Origin of the sequence: Pseudomonas sp. URMO17WK12:I11 (assembly GCF_007677725.1) — a bacterium.
Taxonomy (GTDB): Bacteria; Pseudomonadota; Gammaproteobacteria; order Pseudomonadales; family Pseudomonadaceae; genus Aquipseudomonas.
The window spans coordinates 198,320-222,349 of sequence record NZ_VEDF01000005.1; the positions used below are offsets into that span (position 1 = coordinate 198,320).

The following is a 24,030-nucleotide window of genomic DNA, read 5'->3' on the forward strand; positions in this document are numbered from 1 at the left end:
TGCCGGCGCGCCTTGCAAGGCGTTTCGACACGCTGGTCGGCACCGTCGAGCGTCTTTTTGAATGTTCCCGTCTTTAAGAGGAGCGCGCTGCATGACCGTGATCAAGCAAGACGACCTGATTCAGAGCGTCGCCGATGCCCTGCAATTCATCTCGTACTACCACCCCGTCGATTTCATCCAGGCCATGCACGAGGCCTACCTGCGTGAAGAATCGCCGGCTGCCCGCGACTCGATTGCCCAGATTCTGATCAACTCGCGCATGTGCGCCACTGGCCATCGTCCGATCTGCCAGGATACCGGCATCGTCACCGTGTTCATCCGCGTGGGCATGGACGTGCGCTGGGACGGCGCGACCATGAGCGTCGACGACATGATCAACGAAGGTGTGCGTCGCGCCTACAACCTGCCTGAAAACGTCCTGCGCGCCTCGATCCTCGCCGACCCGGCCGGTGCTCGCAAGAACACCAAAGACAATACCCCAGCGGTCATCCACTACTCCATCGTGCCGGGCGACAAGGTCGAAGTCGACGTCGCGGCCAAAGGCGGCGGTTCGGAGAACAAGTCGAAGATGGCCATGCTCAACCCATCCGACTCGATCGTCGACTGGGTACTCAAGACCGTGCCGACCATGGGCGCCGGCTGGTGCCCGCCAGGTATGCTCGGCATCGGCATTGGCGGCACCGCCGAAAAGGCTGCGGTGATGGCCAAGGAAGTGTTGATGGAGTCCATCGACATCCATGAGCTCAAGGCCCGTGGCCCGCAGAACCGGCTCGAGGAAATTCGCCTGGAGCTGTTCGACAAGGTCAACCAGCTGGGCATCGGTGCCCAGGGCCTGGGTGGCCTGACCACCGTGCTCGACGTCAAGATCATGGACTACCCGACCCACGCCGCCTCCTTGCCGGTGTGCATGATCCCCAACTGCGCCGCCACCCGTCACGCCCACTTCGTGCTCGACGGCAACGGCCCGGCCGAGCTCGAAGCACCGTCGCTGGACGCCTACCCAGAGATCGTCTGGGAAGCCGGCCCAAGCGCGCGCCGCGTCAATCTCGACGATATCACCCCGGAAGAGGTCGCGAGCTGGAAGCCGGGCGAAACCATCCTGCTCAACGGCAAGATGCTCACCGGACGCGATGCTGCGCACAAGCGCATGGTGGAGATGCTCAACCGTGGCGAAGCGCTGCCGGTCGACCTCAAAGGCCGCTTCATTTACTACGTCGGCCCGGTCGATCCGGTCGGTGACGAAGTGGTAGGCCCAGCTGGCCCGACCACGGCCACGCGCATGGACAAGTTCACCCGCCAGATCCTCGAGCAGACCGGCCTGCTGGGCATGATCGGTAAATCCGAGCGTGGCCCGACCGCGATCGAAGCGATCAAGGACAACAAGGCGGTGTACCTGATGGCCGTCGGCGGCGCCGCCTACCTGGTGGCCCAAGCCATTCGCAAGTCCAAGGTCCTGGCGTTCGCCGAACTGGGCATGGAAGCGATCTACGAGTTCGAGGTCAAGGACATGCCGGTCACCGTTGCCGTGGACAGCAACGGCGAGTCGGTGCACATCACCGGTCCCGCCCTGTGGCAGAACAAGATTGCCCAGAGCCTGGCCGTTGAAGTGAAGTGACCCTGAAGTAGCGCCGCGGGCTGTTCACGAGCAACTCGATTGCCCGTGAACAGCCCGCGGCGTTTTCATTTCAGTCTGTCGAACTGTTCTGGCCAGTCCCTGCGGGTGAACACCTGCCCTTCGCGTCTCACACGCACCAGCGCTTCAAGATCCAGCTCACACCTCAGCCATTGGCTGCCCATCGGGCTCAACGCCTCGCTTGAAGCCACTACGCCATCACCGGGCATGCCGTGATCGGGCGGCACGAACAACCCAGCCCGGCCGATATTCTCATCCAGCGCCGGCGACCATGGCGCCACGCCCACCGTCGGGCTCTGCAACACGGCAATCTGGTTTTCCAAAGCCCTGGCCTGGGCCCCGATGCGCACCCGGTGGTAGCCCGCTTCGGTGTCGGTGCAACTGGGCGCGAGGATCAGGTCCACACCTTGCTCGGCAAGCGTGCGGGCCAGCAGTGGAAACTCGTTGTCGTAGCAGATCAGGATCCCCAGCTTGCCTAACGCCGTGTCGAATACCTGCAGCCCTTGCCCTGCGCTGATGTGCCATTGCTCGCGCTCGAAGCGCGTCATCATCAGTTTGTCCTGCCGGCCAATCACACCCTGAGGCCCGAACAGCCAGGCACGATTGCGGTAGCGGCCATCGTCGTCGAGCACCGGCAGGGTGCCCGGTTGCAGGTAGATGCCCCAGCGCCTGGCGATGCCCTCGCACAATGCCAGCCAAGGCTCGACAAGCGGCTGGATACCCTTGATCGAAGCCTCGAGATCACCGCGCTGCTCGCTCGGCAACTGGCCACTGAGCACCAGCCCGGCATACTCGGGCAGCAGCAACAGCTGGGCGCCGGCTTCAGCCGCCTCGGCGCACAAGCCTTGCAGATGGTCGGCGTAAGCCTCCCAGGTTTCGTGCAGCTCAATGGCGTACTGACAGGCCGCAAGGCGGATCAAATGGGCAGTTCCTTGGTCCAGAACGACATGATCTTGTCCGAGCTTTGCTCCTCGTCCAGATCGCGCCAGGCGTAGCTGGTCCGCAAGGACGGATCGTGCAGAAAGCCGCGGTTGCGCCAGAAGCCGTGTAGGGGTTTGTAGTCGGCAGGGCGGCGTGGGTGCACGCCGGGGCGCTCCACGGCGCAAAACGCGCAGAAGTCGAACTCGGCAAGCTTGTGGGCGTAGGACTCGCGCTCGATGAAAAAGCGCACCCCCAGGCCCTGCCCCCGGTATTCGGGCAGCACCAGCGATTCACCGAAGTAATAGATGCCGGCCGGGTCGCGTCCCTGGGCCAGGAACGGCTGCTGAAATTGCCCTGCGACGTCTATCAGTGGCAGGCCGGTGGCGGCGCCGATCACCTGGCCCTGGTCCACCGCGATCACTACCAGGCTGCGTCCGGAGCGGCTGTAGTTGGCAAGGTAGTCGGCTTCGTACTCAGGGCTGCCGTCGTAGAGATAGGGGTACTCGCGAAACACTGACAAGCGCAGGCGAGCGAGGTCATCGATGTAAGGCGCGATAGCGGCGCCGTGCAACAGGCGTATTTCCATGCTTGGCGGTCGTTTTGTCGATGTGGATGACGCGCTCGGCTAAGCCGGGCTTGAGGGGAAACCCTATCATCCGAGCCAACGCACCGCCTTTTCCCTACACGACAGGTATTGTTCCATGACCGCTACCGACCTGGTAAATGCTTACTACGCCGCTTTCAATGCCGGTGACATGCCAGCCTTCCTGGCCTTGCTCAGCGAAGACGTGATCCACGACGTCAATCAGGGCGAGCGGCAGATGGGCAAGGCCAAGTTCGCCGCGTTCATGGAGAAGATGAACCGCTGCTACCGTGAGCGCCTGGCCGACATCGTGGTCATGCACAACGCCGATGGCAGCCGGGCAGCGGCCGAGTTCACCGTGCACGGCCAATACCTGGCCGATGACCAAGGGCTGCCGCCTGCCAATGGGCAGACCTATGTACTCCCAGCAGGCGCGTTCTTCTACATCCACTGCGGCAAGATCGCCCGCGTGACCAACTACTACAACCTCAACGACTGGCTCGAGCAGGTCGCCTGAGCCTACAGCGCGCTATGGGCTTCAGCCGCTTCAGCCGATGCGGGTGCCGAGCACCTTGAGCAAGGCCGCCAGCCAGGCCGGATGCGCCGGCCAGGCTGGCGCGGTCACCAGGTTGCCATCGACGTGGGCCTGATTCACGGCGATATCGATGAATGTGCCACCGGCCAGCCGCACTTCGGGGGCACAGGCCGGATAAGCGCTGCACTCGCGGCCTTCCAATACCCCCGCAGCGGCCAGTAGCTGGGCACCGTGGCAGACCGCAGCGATCGGTTTACCGGCTTGGTCGAAGGCGCGCACCAGCTCCAGCACCCGTTCGTCCAGGCGCAGGTACTCCGGCGCACGCCCGCCCGGGATCAACAGCGCGTCGTAGCCTTCGGGGCGGGCACGCACGAAGTCGTAGTTCAAGGCGAACTGGTGCCCGGGCTTCTCGCTGTAGGTCTGCTCGCCTTCGAAATCGTGGATCGCCGTGCGCACCGTTTGCCCCGCCAGCTTGTCCGGGCACACCGCATGCACGGTGTGGCCAACCATGCTCAGGGCCTGGAACGGCACCATGGCTTCGTAATCTTCCACATAGTCGCCTACCAGCATGAGAATCTTCTTTGCGGTCATCGCAGCTACCCTCGGTTGCCTGGACACAGTTACTGCACGATAGCCGCTCTCAGTCGCGCCGGTCGAGCAGGTTGACCACCAGTCGGTCAAGCCAGCCCCATATGCGTTGCTTCACCCGTCGCCACAGCGGCCGTGCCTGCCAATGATCGAGGTCGACCACTTCGCTCAAGGCGAAATCGCGCTCGAAGCTGGCCTGCACCGCAGCGGTCAGGGGTGGGTCGAGTGCCTCGATGTTGGCTTCGAGATTGAAGCGCAGGTTCCAGTGGTCGAAGTTACAGGACCCGACGCTGACCCAGTCGTCGATCAGCACCATCTTCAGGTGCAGAAAACACGGCTGGTACTCGTAGATGCGCACCCCGGCGCGCAGCAGGCGCGGGTAATAACGGTGGCCGGCATAGCGCACCGAAGGGTGATCGGTGCGCGGCCCGGTCAGCAGCAGGCGCACGTCGACCCCTTTGCCAGCGGCCCGGCGCAATGACCGGCGCACGCTCCAGGTCGGCAGGAAGTATGGCGTCGCCAGCCACACCCGGCGCTTGCCGCTGTTGATCGCGCGCACCAGCGCATGCAGGATGTCCTGATGCTGCCGGGCGTCGGCATAGGCCACCCGGCCCAAACCCTGCCCTTGCGCGGGGATCTTCGGCACGCGGGGCAGGCCGAAACCCTCGGCGGGGCGCCAGGCGGTGCGGCGATTGTTGGCATGCCACTGACGGTCGAACAGCAGCTGCCAGTCGCCTACCACCGGCCCCTGCATCTGTACCATGACCTCGTGCCACTCGCTGCTGGCCTCGCCGGGCTTCCAGAATTCATCGGTGACCCCAGTGCCGCCGACCACGGCCCAGCGCTCGTCGACCAGCAACAGCTTGCGGTGGTCGCGGTACAGGTTGCGCACGCCGCGCTTCCAGTGCAGGCGGTTGTACCAGCGCAGGTACACCCCAGCATCGAGCAACCGCTGGCGCAGCGCCGTGGTGAATGCCAGCGAGCCGTAATCATCGAACAGGCAACGCACGCGCACGCCACGCCGGGCCGCCTGCTCCAGCACCTGGACCACCGCCTGCGCGCAGGCGCCTGCCTCGACCAGATACAACTCCAGATCGACCTGGGATCGAGCCTCGCCAATGGCATGCAGCATTCGCGGGAAGAACTGCGGGCCGTCGATCAGCAGTTCGAATTGATTACCGTCACGCCAGGGAAATACCGGGCCCGGCATGTCAACGGGCAGTGAAGATCAGCACCGCATTGACCGGCACCGTAGGGTTGATGGAATTGAGCTTGGCGAACGTGCGCAGCTTTTCCAGGCCAGGCAGCAATCCGAAATCGGCGGCATGCAGCACCAGCGGTTCGAGGGTCACCACCTGGAAACGCCGCTCGTCCAGGCGCGTGGCCAACAACAGGGCGTTGTAGCGATGGGACTGACCATGCAGGCTGACGGTCAAGGGCAGGCGCAATTCGATCTGCGCGCCGTTGGCCAGATCGGTGATCGGCTCCAGGTCGAGTTGCGCCTGGACACTGGCTTCGGCGAAACGCTGCACGTCGAACAGGTTGTCGCGCATCTGCTCGTCACGCAGGGGAATGCCACTGCTGACCGAATCCATCTCGATGCGCAGCGCCGCAGCGCCCTTGCGATCGACGCTGCCGTGCAGCACCAGGAAGCGATGGACCTCGGCAATCTCGCCGTTCTTGCCGGTGATGAACGACAGCCGTGAGGATTCGCCATCCAGGTGCCAGTTGGCGTGGGCAGGCAGGCACAGGGTCAGGAGCAAGGCAGGCAGCAGACGGGACAGTTTAGGCATGACAGGTCTCATCGAAGATGACCGCCAACATTACCCGCCCGCCTGCAGCTCAGCAAGCCGACTGCTGCGCCTCGGCAGGGTTCACGCCAAGCCGGCTGCCGACCAGGCCTTGGCCAGGCGCGTTTCGCGCGCTGCGTTGGCCAGCGCCAGCACGCCCTGGTCGCGCTGCCACAGCTGCGCCCAGTGCGCAGGGCCTTGTTGCAGGGCCTGGTCGAGCGCCCCACGCAGTTCCTGAAATTGCGCAAACAGGCCGGCGAGCAACAGGTGGCAGCCTGCGCTGTCGGCGCTTTGTCGACTGCCCTCGGCACACCCAGCCAACAGCCCCAGCAGGCGCAGGCGCAGCGCCTGCGGCCATTGGCAGTGCTGGCCGACGCCATACAGCCATGCCGTCAGCGCGGCGAGCACGTAGAGGTCTTCCAGCGAGCGGAACGGTTTCACATAAGCGTCCCAGCCATCCCCGGCCAGCAGTTCGCAGGCGGCATCGTGCAGCTGCAAGCGGGCATGCCCGACCTCGGGCATCAGCGGCAAGGTCGGCAACGCCTCCAGGGTCACCCCCGGCTCGCCGGGGTACACCACTGCCAGTTGCAGCTGCGCCGGCTGCCCGGCGCCTTCGCTACGCGCGGCAACCAGCAGCCACTCGGCCTCAAGGCCCGCGGTGACGAAGTCCTTGCTGCCACTCAGGCGCAACCCGGCAAGGCGGGTGTGCATATCGGCCGGTCGCACGCTGCGCCGCTCGGTGGCGCACAGCGCGCCCAGGCTATCGGGGGCGCTGGGCCAAAGCACGCGCAAGGCCGCCTGGTAGCCGATCAGAAACGCCAGGCCCGGCGTGGCCATGGCACGCCCACCCAGCACCGCCAGCTCGAACGGCGTCACCGCACCCAGGCGCTCGCGTTGGGCGGCGTAGATCTCGCCCAGGCTACCGGCCAATGGCTGGCAAACAGGGTCGTTGATTCGTTGCAACCAGGCCATCGCGTGCTCCTTGAAGGGCTGTTGGGTGTGTCATGCAAGCATCACCAAACATTCACGGGCGTGACACTGCATCTACCTAGGCTGACTTTGCCCAACAAAGCCGACCGGCCGCAACCCTTCTTGGCTGGCTCATGGAGACGCGTATGACTCGGATCGCTCACGCTGGCGCCGCCAGCACTGCACGCCGCCTGCAAGCCGAACGCCTGGTGGGCGCCGCGCCGCTGCAGGAGGCCCAGGCCTTGCGCTACCAGGTGTTCAGCGCAGAATTCAAGGCCAAGCTCAAAGGCGCCGAGCAGGGCCTGGACAGCGATGAGTTCGACGCCCACTGCCGGCACATCGGCGTGCGCGACCTGGCCACCGGGCAACTGGTCGCCACCACCCGCCTGCTCGACCACCGGGCTGCCAGCAGCCTGGGGCGCTTCTACAGCGAAGAGGAATTCAGCCTGCACGGTCTGTTGCAACTGCAAGGGCCGATCCTCGAGCTGGGCCGCACCTGCGTAGCGCCTGACTATCGCAACGGTGGCACCATCGCCGTGCTCTGGGGCGAGCTGGCCGAGGTGCTCAATGAAGGCGGCTACAGCTACCTGATGGGCTGCGCCAGCATCCCCATGCAAGACGGTGGTATCCAAGCCCACGCGATCATGCAGCGCCTGCGCGAGCGCTACCTGTGCAACCAGCACCTGCGCGCCGTGCCCAAGCATCCGCTCCCCAGCCTGGACCTGCCCGGCAACGTCATCGCCGAGCTGCCGCCCCTGCTCAAGGCCTACATGCGCCTGGGCGCGAAGATCTGCGGCGAACCGTGCTGGGACCCAGACTTCCAGGTCGCCGACGTGTTCATCCTGCTCAAGCGTGCCGACCTCTGCCCACGTTATGCCCGTCACTTCAAGGCTGCGGTGTGATGGCGCAGTTGCGGGTGCTTGCCCGGCTGGCCAGGCTGTCGATGGTGCTGCTGTTGGGGCTGGGCATGGCCAGCCTCATCGCCGTCGGCGAACGCCTTGGCTGCGCGGCGTCGCTTGCGCTGCGCCAGCGCTGGGCCTGCTGGTTCATGCAGCGGCTGGCCGCCGCGTTACCGTTCGAGGTGCGGGTGCTCGGCGAACTGCCGCGCCAGCCGATGTTGTGGGTCAGCAATCACGTGTCGTGGACCGACATCCCGCTGCTCGGCATGTTGCTGCCGTTGTCATTCCTGTCCAAGGCCGAGGTGCGCCAGTGGCCAGTGGCCGGCTGGCTGGCACAGAAGGCCGGCACGCTGTTCATCCGCCGCGGCGGTGGCGATGCTCAGCGCCTGCGCGAGCAGATCGCCGGACAATTAAGCGAGGCTCGGCCGTTGCTGATTTTCCCCGAGGGCACCACCACGGACGGCCGGCAAGTGCGCACCTTTCACGGCCGGCTGCTGGCCGGCGCCATCGATCGCGGTGTAGCGGTGCAGCCGGTGGCCATCGAGTATCTGCGCGATGATGGGCCAGATCCATTGGCGCCCTTCATCGGCGACGATGACCTGGTCTCGCACCTGCTGCGCTTGTTCGCGCAGCCCAAGGCCCAGGTGTGCATCCATCTGTTGACGCCGATTGCCAGCGCTGGCCTGGAACGGGCGGCGTTGGCCCATCAGGCGCAGCAGGCGATTCATAGGGCATTGTTCGGGGTCGCAGAGAGCCTGCGGGTGCAGGCTGCATGAGGCTCAGCCCTCAGCCACGCGCGGCGCTGGCGAACGCCTGCAACTGCGGGTAGAACGCGCGGAAATCTGCCAACAGCGGCTCATACAAGTGCTCGAGCTCGGTCATTACGCCGGTCAGCCCCTGCGGGCGCGACAGGCGCCGGGCGATACCGTTGAACACCTGTTCCAGCGTAGCGAAGTCGCCATAGGCGCCCAACCAGTCATCGGCCGCCATGAACGGCGCGATCCGCGCGAGCCGGCCCGGCAGCTGCGGCTCGGCCAGCAGGACGCGGTAGAAGCCTGAGGTGAATTGCGCCAGCGGCTGCTCGGCGTAATCGCTCCAATGCCGCGCCAGGCAGTGGTCGAAGAACACGTCCAGGACGATGCCGGCGAAGCGCCGACGCTGCTGCGGAAAACGTCCCAACGCCTGCATCACCAGTGGGTGCTGATCGGTATAGCTGTCAATGCGCCGATGCAGGCGAATCGCCGCCTCGAGCGCGGGAGGAAAACGCCCTTCCAGGGCGCCTTTGACGAAGTCGCCATACAAGCTGCCGAGCATCTGTTGCGGCGCCGGGCCACCCAGGTGCAAATGTGCGAGGTAGTTCATCGGCGCAGTCTAGCATTGCCGCGCGGTATATCGTCATGGGCCGATATACCGATTGGCGCTGGACACCGAACCTTTTCATATTTGTATATCGCGAAATACCGATGTACGGTTCGTTCTATCACGATATGCGCCCCTGCGAGCCTCCCCATGCCACCGGATCTGGACGACATCATCAAAGCACTGGCCCATCCGCTTCGGCGCGAAATTCTCGCTTGGCTCAAGGACCCTGCGACGCAATTTCCCGATCAGTACCACAGTACCGACAACGGTGTCTGCGCCGGGCAGATCGACCAGCGTTGCGGGCTGTCCCAATCCACGGTTTCGGCCCATCTGGCCACCTTGCAGCGGGCCGGCCTGATCAGCAGCCAGAAGGTCGGCCAATGGCACTTCTTCAAACGTAACGAAGCCACTATCGAGGCATTCCTCGACCAACTGCGCCAAGCGCTTTGACCAGGCAGGTAACCGACATGACCACACTGTTCGACCCCATCACCCTGGGCGATATACAACTGCCCAACCGCATCATCATGGCCCCGCTGACCCGCTGCCGCGCCGACGAGGGCCGGGTGCCCAATGCGCTGATGGCCGAGTACTACGTACAACGCGCCAGTGCCGGGCTGATTCTCAGCGAAGCGACTTCGGTGACGCCCATGGGCGTCGGCTACCCCGATACCCCCGGCATCTGGAACGACGAGCAGGTGCGTGGCTGGACCAATGTGACCAAGGCGGTGCACGCCGCCGGTGGGCGGATTTTCCTGCAGCTGTGGCACGTAGGCCGCATCTCCCACCCCAGCTACCTCAACGGCGAGCTGCCCGTGGCGCCGAGCGCGATCAAGGCCCAGGGCCATGTCAGCCTGGTGCGTCCGCTGAGCGACTACCCGACCCCGCGCGCCCTTGAAACCGAGGAAATCGCCGATATCGTCGAGGCGTACCGCAGCGCAGCCGAGAACGCCAAGGCCGCAGGTTTCGACGGCGTCGAGATTCACGGCGCCAATGGCTACCTGCTCGACCAGTTCCTGCAAAGCAGCACCAACCAGCGCAGCGACCGCTACGGCGGGTCGCTGGAAAACCGCGCACGTCTGCTGCTGGAGGTCACCGACGCGGCCATCGAAGTGTGGGGCGCGGGCCGTGTGGGCGTGCACCTGGCACCGCGCGCCGATGCCCACGACATGGGTGATGAGCACCGCAGCGAAACCTTCACCTATGTGGCCGGCGAACTGGGTAAACGCGCGATCGCGTTCATCTGCTCACGGGAGAAAGAAGCCGACGACAGCATCGGCCCGCTGATCAAGCAAGCCTTCGGCGGCCCATACATCGTCAACGAGCGCTTCGACAAGGCCAGCGCCAACGCCGCACTGGCTGCAGGCAAGGCCGATGCCGTGGCCTTCGGCGTGCCGTTCATCGCCAATCCAGACCTGCCTGCGCGGCTGGCCGCCGACGCGCCGCTCAACCAGGCGCACCCGGAAACCTTCTATGGCAAGGGGCCGGTGGGCTACATCGACTACCCACGCCTGTAATCGCCGGCGTCGCTGGCCGCCTCGGCCAGCGGACCCCCGCTCGCGCTCAAGGCCGCGCGTTGATTTGCTGTTGCAGGTTCTGGATCTGACTCTGCAGGGTCGTCAGGCTGCGCGTGGTCTGCCCGCGAAACGCATCGAATTCCTGCACCGTGGCGCCACTGGCGGCGGTGCTACGGGTTTCCAGCTGGCTCTTGAGCACCAGCACATCCTGTTCCAGGCTGTCGACCGCGGCCTTGAGGTTGCCCTGCTTCTTCAATGCCGCTACCTCATCGTTGAGGCTCTTGAACTGGCCATCGAGCTTGCTGCCATCCACCTGAGCCGCTTTCAATGCCGCCAGTTGCTCGTTCACCGCTTTGAGTTGCGTCTGTAACTGCGCTTGCAACTCGGCGACCGCCTGCTGCCGTGCCTGGGCATCGGCCAGCACCTGCTCCAAGCGCTTGCCCAGGTCACCCGTCTGACCCGCCACGCCTTGCTGCTGCTTGTCCTGCTCGGCCAAGCTGGCCTGCAATTGCTTGATCTGCAGCTTGAGCGCCTCGCTGCCGGTGGTGTTGGATGTCTCGCTGGCGGCGACCTTGCCGCTGATCGCCTGCAACCGCCCGGCGGCCTCTTCGCTGATGCGGGCGAAGCTTTCCTGAGTGGCCACCAACTGCTGCTCCATCAGCGAAATCTGTTGGAAACTCCACCAGCCCAAGCCTGCCAAGGCAATGAACGCCGCCCCGAGCAATGCCCATAGCGCCCCTGTGCTGGCAGGCTTGGCGGCCCGTTGGCGGCTGCGCGACACCCGCGCGGGCAGCAGTTCGTCGTCATCGGGGGTACCCGCTCGCAAGGTGGGCACATCGTCGAATTCGTCGTGGACATCGTTACGCATAAGTGGCTTCAACCGCAGTAATAGCAAAGAGGCATGAGTATAAACCGCTGGGGCGGCGCGCTGATGACCATGATGGGCCGATCAGGTTCCCTGGCCCGGCGGCTGGTGTTTCCACCAGGCGCAGAATTCATCCAGGGCACTCCACAGGCTGACCTTCGGCTGATAATCCAGGTAATGCCGAGCCCGGCTGATATCCAGGGTGAAGTCGCGGCTCATCACCTGCATGCCCAAGCGCGAGAGCGTCGGTTGTGGACGACCCGGCCAGAGCAGGCAAGCGGCTTCGTTGAGTGCGGCCAGGCTGTAGGCCAGTGGGTACGAGCGGTAGCGGGTCACCTGCGGCAGTTGCATCTGGCGCATGACGTAGTTGACCACGTCCCACAATGGCAACGGCTGACCATTGCTGATGTTGTAGGCCTGACCCAAGGCGCGTTCATCGGCGAACAACGCGCTCAGTAACGCGTCATTGAGGTTGTGCACGCTGGTGAAGTCAACCTTGTTCAGGCCGTTGCCGATGATTGCCACGCGGCCTTTGCGCTGCATCTGCATCAACCGCGGGAAAATGCTCGCATCGCCCGCGCCGGTGACGAAACGCGGGCGCAGGGCGAGCACCTCGAGGCCAAACTCCTGGGCGCCGAAGACCTTCTGCTCGGCGATATGCTTGGTATGCCCGTAGTGGTCGTGAAAGCGGCGCGGCACCTGGTCTTCGCGGATGTCCAGGCGCGAGCGGCCGTTGAAATAGATCGACGGCGACGACAGGTGCACCAGGCGCCGCACATGCTCTTTCAGGCAGCCCTCGACAACGTTCTCAGTGACCACCACATTGCCCTGGTAAAAGTCCTGATAACGCCCCCAGCTACCCACCGCGCCTGCGCAGTGCACCACTGCCTCGACCCCTTGGCACAGGCGGCGAGCCAGTTCCGGATCGCCGAGGTCACCCGGAATGAACTGCGCGCCGCGCTTGACCAGATGCTCGACGCCTTCGGCGCGTCGGCCGCTGACCCGTACTGCCAGGCCCTGCTCCAGCGCAAAGCGGGCAAAGCGCCCGCCGATGAAGCCGCTCGCGCCCGTGACCAGAATTTGCATGTAAGACTCCGCCAAGATTTCAGAAGCAACAGACGCCATCCACCGCTACAACGGCACCAACCAGTGCCGTGCCGTGCGCCGCAAGTGCTCGGTCAGTTGCGCGAGCAATTGCCCGCCATTGCGCCAATGATGCCAGTACAACGGCACGTCGATGGGCGTATCGCTGCAGATTTCCACCAGCAAGCCGCTGGCCATTTGCTCACGCGCCTGCAGTTCAGGCACCAGCCCCCAGCCGAGTCCGGCCTCGGTCATGCGCAGAAAACCTTCCGAGGACGGGCACAGGTGATGCACAAAACCCTCCTCGATGCCCAGCGACGCCAGGTAACGGTGCTGCAGAAAGTCATCCGGGCCGTAGACGATGGCCGGCATGCGCGCCAGGCGCCGAGCTTCGAAGCCTGTCGGGAAACAGCGCGCCATGAACAGCGGGCTTGCCAGTGCCCGATAGCGCATGGCGCCCAGGGGCAGGCTGCGCGCACCGGCCACAGGGCGCTCGCTGCCGCACAGGCAGGCGGCCACTTCGCCTGCACGCATGCGCTTGAGCCCGACCTCCTGGTCTTCGACCACCAGATCGGTGAGCAGCCGCTGTTCGGCGCAGAAGTCCCCAACCGCTGCCGCCCACCAGGTCGCCAAGCTGTCGGCGTTGAGGGCAATGCGCAGGCGTTCGGGCATGCCCTCTTCATCCAGTGCCGGCACCTGGCGTTGCAGATCCCGTTCGAGCAGGCGCACCTGCTGCACATGGTTGAGCAACTGCCGCCCCACCTCGGTGGGACTCGGCGGTGTGGCACGTACCAGTACCGGTTGGCCAACGCGAGCTTCGAGCAGTTTGATGCGCTGGGAAATGGCCGATTGCGACAAACCCAGCACCTGCGCGGCGCGCTCGAAGCCGCCCTGTTCGATCACCGCCGCAAGGGCAGCGAGCAACTTGTAGTCGAACATCGATTTTCCTAATGCCGGATCAGGTTTATTTGTTTTTCTTATACAAGTTCGGGCTGCACACTGGCCAGCATCTTTTCCGGAGTGAACGCCATGTGGCAAAGCTATCTCAACGGCATGCTCGTAGCCCTTGGCCTGATCATGGCCATCGGTGCCCAGAATGCCTTCGTGCTCGCGCAGAGCCTGCGTCGCGAGCACCACTTGCCGGTGGCCGCAGTGTGCATCGTGTGCGATGCGCTGCTGGTGGCAGCGGGTGTGTTCGGCCTGGCCACGGTCCTGGCGCACAGCCCAACGCTGCTGGCCATCGCGCGCTGGGGCGGTGCGGCGTTCCTGATCTGGTACGGCGCCAGGGCGCTGCGCAGTGCCTGCTCCAAGCAAAGCCTGCAGCATCAACAGGGCCAGGGCACGCGCTCGCGCCGGGCAGTGCTGCTGAGCGCCTTGGCCGTCACCCTGCTCAACCCGCATGTGTACCTCGACACCGTACTGCTGATCGGCTCGCTGGGGGCGCAACAGACAGCCCCTGGCGCCTACGTGGCAGGCGCCGCCAGTGCGTCGCTGCTGTGGTTCTCGACGCTGGCGCTCGGCGCCGCCTGGTTGGCGCCGTGGCTGGCTCGCCCGGCGACCTGGCGGCTGCTCGACCTGATGGTCGCGGTGATGATGTTCGCTGTCGCTGCCCAGCTCATCCTCTCTTGAGCTGGAAGCTGCAAGCTTGGGCCTGACGCTCTATTCCCTATGTTTGTTGCGTGGTTATGCGCAGGACCCAGTGCTATGATCCAAGGCTTGCGTCGCAAAGAGTACAAACTCGCCGACGTACCTTGGGCCGCCCGTGATCGGCCTTGCGCAAACCGCAGACAGACCTGAATCAGGAGATCTACCATGGCTTTTGAATTGCCGCCGCTGCCTTACGCCCACGATGCCCTGCAGCCGCACATCTCCAAGGAAACCCTGGAGTATCACCACGACAAGCACCACAACACCTACGTCGTGAACCTGAACAACCTGGTCCCAGGCACCGAATTCGAAGGCAAGAGCCTGGAAGAGATCGTCAAGAGCTCTTCAGGCGGTATCTTCAACAACGCCGCTCAAGTCTGGAACCACACCTTCTACTGGAACTGCCTGTCGCCAAACGGCGGCGGTCAGCCGACCGGCGCGCTGGCCGACGCCATCAATGCCGCTTTCGGTTCCTTCGACAAGTTCAAGGAAGAGTTCACCAAGACGTCGGTCGGCACCTTCGGTTCCGGCTGGGGCTGGCTGGTCAAGAAAGCCGACGGTTCCCTGGCCCTGGCCAGCACCATCGGCGCCGGCAACCCGCTGACCAGCGGCGACACCCCGCTGCTGACCTGCGACGTCTGGGAGCACGCCTACTACATCGACTACCGCAACCTGCGTCCGAAGTACGTCGAGGCGTTCTGGAACCTGGTCAACTGGACCTTCGTTGCCGAACAGTTCGAAGGCCAGACCTTCAAGGCCTGAACCCTGCAGACCTGAACGAAAAACCCGGCCTTCGCGCCGGGTTTTTTCATGCCTGCCACTGCCGCCGGCAGTGGGCACGGTTTTGCTTGCTCAGCGCGCAGAGCGCGCTAACATCAATCCTCTGGAAGTTTGATACCGCGCACTCAAGTTGCAGGGTCGGGCGACCGATACACTGGCCAAGGTCGGCCAATAGTGTATTGCCAACGTTAATGGCAAAATGCTGCCATGCGCATGGATTAAGGAAACCCCATTGAAGCTGGAATTGCGGAACAGCTTATCGATCAAGTTGCTCAGGGTCGTGCTTCTTTCGGCGCTGGCGGTCGGCGTCGTCCTCAGTTGCGCGCAGATCGTCTATGACACGCACAAGACCCGCCAGGCCATCGATAACGACGCCCAACGCATCCTCGACATGTTCCGCGACCCTTCCACTCAGGCGGTCTACAGCCTCGACCGCGAGATGGGCATGCAGGTGATGGAAGGCCTGTTCCAGGACGGTTCGGTGCGCATGGCCTCGATCGGCCACCCCAACGAAACCATGCTCGCGGAAAAGTCGCGCCCGCTGCGCGATATGTCGATGCGCTGGTTGACCGACCTGCTGCTGGGCCAGGAGCGCACCTACACCACCCAGCTGGTCGGTCGCGGGCCGTACAGCGAGTACTACGGCGACCTCAGCATCACCCTCGACACCGCCGCCTACGGCGAAGGTTTCCTGATCAACGCGGTGATCATCTTCATTTCCGGCGTGCTGCGGGCGCTGGCCATGGGCCTGGTGTTGTACCTGGTGTATCACTGGCTGCTGACCAAGCCGCTGTCGAAGATCATCGAACACCTCACCCAGATCAACCCCGACCGCCCCAGCCAGCATCAGATTCCGCTGCTCAAAGGCCATGAGAAAAACGAGTTGGGCCTGTGGGTCAATACCGCCAACCAGCTGCTGGCCTCGATCGAGCGCAATACGCACCTGCGCCATGAAGCCGAGAACAGCTTGCAACGCATGGCCCAGTACGATTTCCTGACGGGGCTGCCCAACCGTCAGCAACTGCAGCAGCAGCTCGACAAGATTCTCGCCGACGCCGGACGCCTGCAGCATCGCGTCGCGGTGCTCTGCGTCGGCCTGGATGATTTCAAGGGGATCAACGAGCAGTTCAGCTATCAGGCCGGCGACCAGTTGCTGCTGGCCTTGGCCGACCGTCTGCGCGCCCACAGTGGTCGCCTCGGCGCCCTGGCGCGTCTGGGCGGCGACCAGTTCGCCCTGGTTCAAGCCAACATCCAACAGCCCTACGAGGCCGCGGAGCTGGCCCAAAGCATTCTCGACGACCTGGAAATGCCCTTCGGCATGGAGCATCAGCTGATCCGCCTGCGTGCCACCATCGGCATCACGCTGTTCCCGGAGGACGGCGACAGCACCGAGAAACTGCTGCAAAAGGCCGAGCAGACCATGACCCTGGCCAAGGCTCGCTCACGCAACCGCTACCAGTTCTACATCGCCAGCGTCGACAGCGAAATGCGCCGGCGCCGCGAGTTGGAAAAAGACCTGCGCGAAGCCCTGCCGCGCAATCAGTTGTACCTGGTCTATCAACCGCAAATCAGCTACCGCGACCATCGCGTGGTCGGTGTCGAGGCGCTGCTGCGCTGGCAGCATCCGCAACTGGGCATGGTACCGCCAGATCAGTTCATCCCCCTGGCCGAGCAGAACGGCAGCATCATCGGCATCGGCGAATGGGTGCTCGACCAGGCCTGCCGACAGCTGCGCGAATGGCACGACATGGGCTTCGGCGAGCTGCGCATGGCGGTCAACCTGTCCACCGTGCAGCTGCACCACAACGAGCTGCCGCGGGTGGTCAACAACCTGCTGCAGGCCTACCGCCTGCCACCGCGCAGCCTGGAGCTCGAGGTCACCGAGACCGGCCTGATGGAAGACATCAGCACCGCTGCGCAGCACTTGCTCAGCCTGCGCCGCTCGGGGGCGATGATCGCCATCGACGACTTCGGCACCGGCTACTCGTCGCTCAGCTACCTCAAATCCTTGCCACTGGACAAGATCAAGATCGACAAGAGCTTCGTCCAGGACCTGCTCGATGACGACGACGATGCCACCATCGTTCGCGCCATCATCCAGCTGGGCAAGAGCCTGGGCATGCAAGTCATCGCCGAAGGGGTGGAAACCGCCGAGCAGGAAGCCTACATCATCGCCCAGGGCTGCCACGAAGGTCAGGGTTATCACTACAGCAAACCACTGCCTGCGCGCGAGCTGACCAGTTTCCTCAAGCAGGCCCAGCGCAATCACGCATCGGCCCTGTAACGCTGGCGCGATTACAGGCCGTGACGCGCATTTACACGATTTGCGACCCCGCCCCTTTACAGCAAATGCAAATCTTTCGCATGATGTTGCCGATTCGCGTGCCAAGACGCGCGGCGCAAACCCTCGGTCCAACCACACGACGCAGGAAACCCACAATGATTCGAATGCCTCTGGCCTCCGCCAGTCTGCTGGCCATTGCCATCGCTCTCGCCGGGTGTGGCGAAAGCAAGGATGACAAGGCGGCCGCGCCGCAAGCTCAGGCACCTGCCGCTGCCAGCGCCCCTGCCGCGGCATCCGGGGCAGTCGACGAAGCAGCCGGCAAAGCCGTGGTCAAGCATTACGCCGACATGGTGCATGCCGTCTACAGCGACTCGCTGAGCACCGCCAAGACCCTGCAGAGCGCCATCGACGCATTCCTGGCCAAGCCCGACGAGCAGACCCTGAAGGCCGCCAAAGAGGCCTGGGCAGCGGCACGCGTGCCCTACCTGCAGAGCGAGGCGTTCCGCTTCGGCAACACCATCATCGACGATTGGGAAGGTCAGGTGAATGCCTGGCCTCTCGACGAAGGCCTGATCGACTATGTCGACTCGAGCTATGAGCACGCCTTGGGCAACCCGGCAGCCAGCGCCAACATCATCGCCAACACCGAGATCCAGGTCGGCGAAGAGAAAATCGACGTCAAGGACATCACCCCTGAGAAGCTGGGCAGCCTGAACGAGCTGGCAGGTTCCGAGGCCAACGTCGCCACGGGCTATCACGCCATCGAATTCCTCCTGTGGGGCCAGGACCTCAACGGTACCGGTCCAGGCGCCGGCAACCGCCCGGCGTCCGACTACCTGGAAGGCGAAGGTGCCACTGGCGGTCACAACGACCGTCGCCGGGCTTACCTCAAGGCGGTCACCCAGCTGCTGGTGCAGGACCTGGAAGAGATGGTCGGCAACTGGGCGCCCAACGTCGCCGACAACTACCGCGCCACCCTGGAGGCCGAGCCGGTCACCGACGGCCTGCGCAAGATGCTGTTCGGCATGGGCAGCCTGTCGCTGGGCGAACTGGCCGGTGAGCGCATGAAGGTTTCCCTGGAAGCCAACTCCCCGGAAGACGAGCAAGACTGCTTCAGCGACAACACCCACTACTCGCACTTCTACGACGCCAAGGGCATTCGCAACGTCTACCTGGGCGAGTACACCCGCGTCGACGGTTCCAAGATGACCGGCCCGAGCCTGTCCTCGCTGGTCGCCAAGGTCGATCCAGCGACCGATGCCACGCTCAAGGCCGACCTGGAAGCCACCGAGGCAAAGATCCAGGTCATGGTTGACCGCGCGCAGAACGGCGAGCATTACGATCAGCTGATCGCTGCCGACAACGCCGCCGGCAACCAGGTGGTGCGCGACGCCATCGCCTCGCTGGTCAAGCAGACCGGCGCGATCGAGCAGGCGGCTGGCAAGCTGGGTATCGCCAACCTGAACCCGGACACCGCGGATCACGATTTCTGATCCGCCAACCGGCGAGTGAGCAGAGGCGACCTTAGGGTCGCCTTTTTCATGGGCGCACCGCTGGGGCAGATTTCATCCGGGTAATTGCAAATTGCTCTTATTCAAATTCCAGCACTTTGCTAAGCTTGCACGCCGGTTTTTTCGTCCACGCCCAGGATTTTGCATGTCCTCGTCGCTGTCCCGATCCCTTCTTGCGCTGCTGGCCCTCGCCCTCGCCGCCTGTGACGACGCCCCGCGTTTCACCCAGGCCGAGCCTGGCGAAGCGCTGTCCGGTGGCCAGGCAACGGTCGTGCGCAGTGATCGCAAGGCGTTTTCCTTGCCGTCGGCCAACCTTTCGCCCGAGCGCCGTCTGGATTTTGCCGTGGGCAACAGTTTCTTTCGCAGTCCCTGGGTGATCGCACCCTCGACCACCACTGCGCGCGATGGCCTCGGCCCGCTGTTCAACACCAATGCGTGTCAAAACTGCCACGTGCGCGATGGCCGCGGCCATCCGCCGGAACCAGGCGCCAGCAATGCCGTGGGCATGCTCGTGCGCCTGTCGATCCCCGACCAGCCGTATCTGGCCAAGGTGATCGAGCGCCTGGGCGTGGTGCCCGAGCCAGTCTACGGCACCCAGTTGCAGGACATGGCGGTGCCCGGCGTGACGCCCGAGGGCAAGGTGCGGGTCAGCTACACGCCCCAGTGGGTGAGCTTCGCCGATGGGCACCAGGTCGAGTTGCGACGCCCGAGCTTGCAGATCAGCCAGCTTGGCTACGGTGCCATGCACCCCGATACGCGATTTTCCGCCCGCGTGGCGCCGCCGATGATCGGCCTGGGCTTGCTCGAAGCCATACCTGAAGCCGCCCTGCTGGCCAACGAGGACCCGGACGACCGCAACCGCGACGGTATCCGCGGGCGTGCCAACCGCGTGTGGGACGACGCCCTGGGCAAGACCGTGATTGGCCGCTTCGGCTGGAAGGCCGGGCAGCCCAACGTCAACCAGCAGAACGTGCACGCGTTCAACGGTGACATGGGCCTGACCACCACCTTGCAACCCAAGGACGACTGCACCGCCGCGCAGACCGCCTGCCTGGCAGCGCCCAATGGCGACGGCGACGGCGATGAAAAAGAAGTCAGCGACAATATCCTGCGTCTGGTCACCTTCTATGCGCGCAACGTTGCCGTCCCAGCTCGGCGCGAGGTGAACGCACCGCAGGTGCTGGCCGGCAAGAACCTGTTCTTCCAGGCCGGCTGCCAGGGCTGCCACACCCCGCAGTTCACCACCGCCGCCGATGCGCCCGAGCCGGAGCTGGCCAATCAGCTCATCCGCCCCTACAGCGACTTGTTACTGCACGACATGGGCCCGGGCCTGGCCGATGAACGCACCGAATTCGCCGCCAATGGCCAGGACTGGCGCACCCCGCCGCTGTGGGGCATCGGCCTGACCGCAACGGTCAGCGGGCACACCCAGCTTCTGCATGACGGTCGCGCGCGCAACCTGCTCGAGGCCGTGCTCTGGCACGGCGGCGAGGCACAGCGGGCACGCGACCAGGTGCTTACCTTCAATGCCGAGCAGCGCGATGCGTTGCTGGCGTTCCTCAATTCACTTTAATACGCGCAAGGAGCCGGGCATGTTCCGACCCAAACTGTTGTTCACCAGCCTCGCCGCACTCGCCCTGGGCGCCTGCTCGCCGCAAGACCCGCAGGCGGTGACCTCCGCCGCAATCGCCAAGCAGGTGATCCTGCCCACCTACAGCCGCTGGGTCGAAGCCGACCGCCAGCTGGCAGCCAGCGCCCTGGCGTACTGCGAGGGCAAGCAGAGCCTGGAAACCGCGCGCGCCGACTACCTCAACGCGCAAAAGGCGTGGGCTGAGCTGCAGCCCCTGCTGGTTGGCCCGCTGGCCGAAGGCAACCGCGCCTGGCAGGTGCAGTTCTGGCCTGACAAGAAAAACCTGGTAGGCCGTCAGGTCGAGCAACTGGTCAACGGCGACAAGCCGGTCGATGCCGCTACACTGAGCAAGTCCAGCGTCGTGGTCCGCGGCCTGTCGGCCTACGAGTACATTCTCTTCGACAGCAAGCCGGACATCGCCACGGCTGAACAGAAGGCCCGCTACTGCCCTCTGCTGGTGGCCATCGGCGAGCATCAGAAAACCCTTGCCGAGGAGATCCTCAAGGGCTGGAACAGCACCGACGGCATGCTCTCGCAGATGACCAAGTTCCCCAACCAGCGCTATGCCGACTCCCATGAGGCCATCGCCGACTTGCTGCGCTCCCAGGTCACTGCCCTGGATACCCTGAAGAAGAAACTCGGCGCGCCGATGGGCCGGCAGAGCAAAGGCATCGCTCAACCGCTGCAAGCCGAAGCCTGGCGCAGCCACGCCTCGCTCAAGAGCCTGGAGGCGACCCTCAAGGCGGCCCAGGCGGTGTGGGTCGGGGTCGACAACCAGGGTCTGCGTGGCCTGTTGCCCAGCGATCAGAAAGCGCTGGCGCAGAAGATCGACGACGCCTACGCTACCTCGCTCAAGCTGCTGGCCGACAACCACAAGACCCTCGGTGAGCTGCTGGCCGACGATGCCGGGCAGCAGACCCTCAACCAGCTTTACGACAGCCTCAACGTCGTCCACCGCCTGCACGAAGGCGAGCTGGCCAAGGCGTTGAACATCCAGCTGGGCTTCAATGCCAACGACGGTGACTGATCATGCTGCGACGCCAGGCCCTCAAACTCGGTAGCGTGTTGCTCAGCGCCCTGACCCTGGGCGGCTGGAGCCTGCTGCGCAACAAAGGCAGCGAACCGCTGCTGCTGTCGGCGCGTGACGACAGTGCTGGCAAGCACTACGCGGTCGGCTTTCGCCTGGACGGCACCCAGGTGTTCAGCACCGAGGTCGGCCAGCGTTGCCACGCCATCATCGATCACCCGCAGCTGCCGATCGCCCTGTTCGTCGCCCGTCGCCCTGGTACCGAAAGCTACCTGATCGACGTGCGCGACGGGCGCCTGTTGCAGACGCTCGCCTCACAGCCCAATCGCCACTTCTATGGCCATGCGGTCATCCATAACAGTGGCCAGTGGCTGTATGCCACCGAGAACGACACCACCGACCCAGGTCGCGGCGTGCTGGGCGTGTACCGCTTCGAGGATGAGCGGCTGGTGCACAGCGGCGAGCTGCCAACCCACGGTATCGGCCCGCACGAAGTGGCCTGGCTGCCCGATGGCGAAACCTTGATCGTGGCCAACGGCGGTATTCGTACCGAGGCCGAAAGCCGGGTCGAGATGAACCTCGATGCCATGCAGCCGAGCCTGGTACTGATGAAGCGCGACGGCACCCTGCTGAGCCAGGAAACCCTGGCCCAGCAGATGAACAGCATCCGGCACCTGGCCGTGGGCAGCGATGGCACCATCGCCGCCTGCCAGCAGTTCATGGGCGATGCCGACGAAACCGCGCAACTGCTGGCGATCAAGCGCCCTGGCGAGGCCTTGCAGGCCTTCCCGGTACCCGAGCGGCAGTTGCAGTCCATGGCGCAGTACACCGCCAGTGTCGCCATCCACAGCGAGCTGCGCCTGGTGGCGCTGACCGCGCCGCGGGCCAATCGCCTGTTCATCTGGGACCTGGACAGCGGCGCGGTCAGGCTCGACGCACCGATGCCCGACTGTGCCGGGGTTGGCGCAGTGCAGGACGGTTTCGTCGTGACCTCCGGTCAGGGGCGTTGCCGCTTCTACGATTGTCGCAAGGCCGAGCTGGTCGGCCAGCCGATGCAGCTGCCCTCAGGCTTTTGGGACAACCACCTGCACCTGGCCTGAGGCACTGCCCTTGAGCGAAGAGCACTTGCGCTGCCTGGGCCAGCGCAATTGCTCCGACGTGCGGCGAAAAACAGACGATACTTGATGCATCCGCACATGGGCAGGATCGCCCGCTGTCGTGCCCCGCCCATTACCGCTCGTCGCCAAGGAATCGGACCTATGCGCCGCCGCATGCTCATCATGTTGGCAGTGGTTGTGCTAATCGTGCTGGCATTGGGAGGCTACAAGGCCTTCTCGATCTATCGGCAGATCCAGGTGTTCACCGCGCCGAGGCCGCCTGTCACCGTGGCGCTGGCGCCGGCCGAGCAACGCCAGTGGCAGCAGCGCCTGCCCGCTGTGGGCAGCCTCAGGGCTGGGCAAGGGGTCGACCTGAGCCTTGAGGTGCAAGGCATCGTCAAGACGCTGTATTTCGATTCGGGGCAGCAGGTCAAGGCCGGCCAACCGCTGCTGCAGCTCAATGACGATCAGGAGAGCGCCCTGCTCGGTACCGCCCAAGCCGATCTCGGCCTGGCCAGAATCGACTTCGGCCGAGCCAGTCAGCTGGTAGGTGACGCCGCCATCTCGCGCGGCGAGTACGACCGCCTGAGTTCGCAGTACCGACGCAACCAGGCGGTGGTCGAACAGCTCAAGGCGCAGCAAACCAAGAAGCGCATCGCCGCGCCCTTCAGCGGCACGATCGGCATTCGCCAGGTCGATGTCGGTCAGTACCTGGCACCTGGCAGCGTGATCGCGACCTTGCAGGACACCTCCAGCCTGTACGTCGACTTCAATGTGCCCGAACAGGCATTACCGCGCCTGAGCCTGGGCCAGGTGGTGCAAGTCGAGGTCGCCGCCTACCCTGGGCAGACCTTCAACGCCAGCCTCAGCGCGATCAACCCCAAGGTGGACGAAAACACCCGCAACCTGCTGGTGCGCGCCACCCTGGCCAATCCTGACGGCAAGTTGCTACCGGGCATGTTCGCCAACCTGATGGTATTGCTGCCTGATCCACAACCCCGGGTGGTGGTGCCGGAAAGCGCCATCACCTACACCCTCTATGGCAACTCGGTGTACGTCGCCACAGTGCGGCAGACACCCAACGGCGACCGACCACCCGACCAGCACGGCCAGCCACAACTGAGTGCCGAGCCGCGTACCGTACAGACCGGCGAGCGCCGCGATGGCGTGGTGGTGATCACCCAAGGCCTTGCCGCTGGCGAGCAGGTAGTCACCGCCGGCCAGTTGAAGTTGACTGCGGGTGCGGCCATTCGGGCCGGCCAGGCCCCTGCGCCAGAGCGCCAACCCGACGCTGCGCGCGGCGACTGAG

The 24,030-nt window shown here is 64.5% G+C and carries 23 protein-coding genes and 1 pseudogene; 14 read left to right on the forward strand and 10 right to left on the reverse strand.

Annotated elements, in window-relative coordinates:
• The first annotated feature begins 91 nt into the window (after positions 1-91).
• Positions 92-1,615, forward strand: coding sequence for a fumarate hydratase (locus tag FS665_RS11950; protein ID WP_145188150.1), 1,524 nt, complete (start codon positions 92-94; stop codon positions 1,613-1,615).
• Between the two features lie 65 nt (positions 1,616-1,680).
• Here FS665_RS11950 and FS665_RS11955 read toward each other — a convergent pair whose 3' ends face one another.
• Positions 1,681-2,553: a carbon-nitrogen hydrolase family protein gene (locus tag FS665_RS11955; RefSeq protein ID WP_145188153.1), complete on the reverse strand. Its 873-nt coding sequence runs from the start codon at positions 2,551-2,553 to the stop codon at positions 1,681-1,683.
• The gene (locus tag FS665_RS11960) at positions 2,550-3,140 is read right to left on the reverse strand and encodes a GNAT family N-acetyltransferase (RefSeq protein WP_145188156.1); all 591 of its coding nucleotides are present in this window, start codon (positions 3,138-3,140) and stop codon (positions 2,550-2,552) included. The genes FS665_RS11955 and FS665_RS11960 overlap by 4 nt, the downstream gene beginning before the upstream one ends.
• 115 nt (positions 3,141-3,255) lie before the next feature.
• On the opposite strand from FS665_RS11960, the gene FS665_RS11965 reads away from it, so the two are divergent.
• Positions 3,256-3,654: a nuclear transport factor 2 family protein gene (locus FS665_RS11965; protein WP_145188159.1), complete on the forward strand. Its 399-nt coding sequence runs from the start codon at positions 3,256-3,258 to the stop codon at positions 3,652-3,654.
• 30 nt (positions 3,655-3,684) lie between these two features.
• On the opposite strand, the gene FS665_RS11970 is transcribed toward FS665_RS11965, so the two are convergent.
• The 4 genes from FS665_RS11970 to FS665_RS11985 all read right to left on the reverse strand — a co-directional run bounded on the left by FS665_RS11970 (position 3,685) and on the right by FS665_RS11985 (position 7,022).
• Positions 3,685-4,263, reverse strand: coding sequence for a DJ-1/PfpI family protein (locus tag FS665_RS11970; RefSeq protein WP_145188162.1), 579 nt, complete (start codon positions 4,261-4,263; stop codon positions 3,685-3,687).
• Positions 4,264-4,312: 49 nt separating this feature from the next.
• A complete protein-coding gene (locus FS665_RS11975) occupies positions 4,313-5,470 on the reverse strand; it encodes a phosphatidylserine/phosphatidylglycerophosphate/cardiolipin synthase family protein (protein ID WP_145188165.1) in 1,158 nt (385 codons plus the stop codon).
• Position 5,471: 1 nt separating this feature from the next.
• Positions 5,472-6,053: a YceI family protein gene (locus FS665_RS11980; RefSeq protein WP_145188168.1), complete on the reverse strand. Its 582-nt coding sequence runs from the start codon at positions 6,051-6,053 to the stop codon at positions 5,472-5,474.
• Between the two features lie 81 nt (positions 6,054-6,134).
• Complete coding sequence (locus FS665_RS11985; protein WP_145188171.1) at positions 6,135-7,022, reverse strand: acyl-CoA dehydrogenase; 888 nt, start codon at positions 7,020-7,022, stop codon at positions 6,135-6,137.
• Positions 7,023-7,165: 143 nt separating this feature from the next.
• Between FS665_RS11985 and olsB the strand changes: the two genes are divergently transcribed.
• A complete protein-coding gene (olsB, locus tag FS665_RS11990) occupies positions 7,166-7,921 on the forward strand; it encodes an L-ornithine N(alpha)-acyltransferase (RefSeq protein ID WP_145188175.1) in 756 nt (251 codons plus the stop codon).
• Complete coding sequence (locus FS665_RS11995; protein ID WP_145188178.1) at positions 7,921-8,694, forward strand: lysophospholipid acyltransferase family protein; 774 nt, start codon at positions 7,921-7,923, stop codon at positions 8,692-8,694. The genes olsB and FS665_RS11995 overlap by 1 nt, the downstream gene beginning before the upstream one ends.
• 10 nt (positions 8,695-8,704) lie before the next feature.
• On the opposite strand, the gene FS665_RS12000 is transcribed toward FS665_RS11995, so the two are convergent.
• Positions 8,705-9,280 (reverse strand): ACP phosphodiesterase, encoded by a 576-nt coding sequence (locus FS665_RS12000; protein WP_145188181.1) that lies wholly within the window; start codon positions 9,278-9,280, stop codon positions 8,705-8,707.
• A gap of 147 nt (positions 9,281-9,427) precedes the next feature.
• Between FS665_RS12000 and FS665_RS12005 the strand changes: the two genes are divergently transcribed.
• Positions 9,428-9,730 carry a helix-turn-helix transcriptional regulator gene (locus tag FS665_RS12005; protein WP_145188184.1) on the forward strand — a complete coding sequence of 101 codons (303 nt, stop codon included), beginning with the start codon at positions 9,428-9,430 and terminating at the stop codon, positions 9,728-9,730.
• Positions 9,731-9,747: 17 nt separating this feature from the next.
• On the forward strand, positions 9,748-10,797 hold the full coding sequence (locus tag FS665_RS12010) for an alkene reductase (RefSeq protein ID WP_145188187.1): 1,050 nt from the start codon (positions 9,748-9,750) through the stop codon (positions 10,795-10,797).
• Between the two features lie 46 nt (positions 10,798-10,843).
• Here the strand turns inward: FS665_RS12010 and FS665_RS12015 are convergent, their stop codons facing one another.
• The 3 genes and pseudogenes from FS665_RS12015 to FS665_RS12025 form a co-directional block, all read right to left on the reverse strand.
• Positions 10,844-11,665, reverse strand: coding sequence for an ATPase (locus tag FS665_RS12015; protein ID WP_145188190.1), 822 nt, complete (start codon positions 11,663-11,665; stop codon positions 10,844-10,846).
• 81 nt (positions 11,666-11,746) lie between these two features.
• Positions 11,747-12,748: an NAD(P)-dependent oxidoreductase gene (locus FS665_RS12020; protein ID WP_145188193.1), complete on the reverse strand. Its 1,002-nt coding sequence runs from the start codon at positions 12,746-12,748 to the stop codon at positions 11,747-11,749.
• A gap of 41 nt (positions 12,749-12,789) precedes the next feature.
• A pseudogene (locus FS665_RS12025) lies at positions 12,790-13,684 on the reverse strand (LysR family transcriptional regulator ArgP); the annotation flags it as partial.
• 90 nt (positions 13,685-13,774) lie between these two features.
• Between FS665_RS12025 and FS665_RS12030 the strand changes: the two are divergent.
• The 8 genes from FS665_RS12030 to FS665_RS12065 all read left to right on the forward strand — a co-directional run bounded on the left by FS665_RS12030 (position 13,775) and on the right by FS665_RS12065 (position 24,029).
• Entirely contained in the window at positions 13,775-14,374 is a 600-nt protein-coding gene (locus tag FS665_RS12030) for a LysE/ArgO family amino acid transporter (RefSeq protein ID WP_145188199.1), read from the forward strand.
• Between the two features lie 183 nt (positions 14,375-14,557).
• The gene (locus FS665_RS12035) at positions 14,558-15,154 is read left to right on the forward strand and encodes a superoxide dismutase (protein WP_145188202.1); all 597 of its coding nucleotides are present in this window, start codon (positions 14,558-14,560) and stop codon (positions 15,152-15,154) included.
• Between the two features lie 250 nt (positions 15,155-15,404).
• Positions 15,405-17,456 (forward strand): bifunctional diguanylate cyclase/phosphodiesterase, encoded by a 2,052-nt coding sequence (locus tag FS665_RS12040; protein ID WP_145188205.1) that lies wholly within the window; start codon positions 15,405-15,407, stop codon positions 17,454-17,456.
• Between the two features lie 155 nt (positions 17,457-17,611).
• Positions 17,612-18,949: an imelysin family protein gene (locus FS665_RS12045; RefSeq protein ID WP_145188208.1), complete on the forward strand. Its 1,338-nt coding sequence runs from the start codon at positions 17,612-17,614 to the stop codon at positions 18,947-18,949.
• Between the two features lie 163 nt (positions 18,950-19,112).
• Positions 19,113-20,540 carry a di-heme oxidoredictase family protein gene (locus FS665_RS12050; RefSeq protein WP_145188211.1) on the forward strand — a complete coding sequence of 476 codons (1,428 nt, stop codon included), beginning with the start codon at positions 19,113-19,115 and terminating at the stop codon, positions 20,538-20,540.
• A gap of 19 nt (positions 20,541-20,559) precedes the next feature.
• Entirely contained in the window at positions 20,560-21,624 is a 1,065-nt protein-coding gene (locus tag FS665_RS12055; protein ID WP_145188213.1) for an imelysin family protein, read from the forward strand.
• Positions 21,625-21,626: 2 nt separating this feature from the next.
• Positions 21,627-22,724, forward strand: a complete 1,098-nt coding sequence (locus FS665_RS12060) for a DUF1513 domain-containing protein (RefSeq protein WP_145188216.1) — start codon at positions 21,627-21,629, stop codon at positions 22,722-22,724.
• A gap of 159 nt (positions 22,725-22,883) precedes the next feature.
• Entirely contained in the window at positions 22,884-24,029 is a 1,146-nt protein-coding gene (locus FS665_RS12065) for an efflux RND transporter periplasmic adaptor subunit (protein WP_145188219.1), read from the forward strand.
• Position 24,030: the final 1 nt, after the last annotated feature.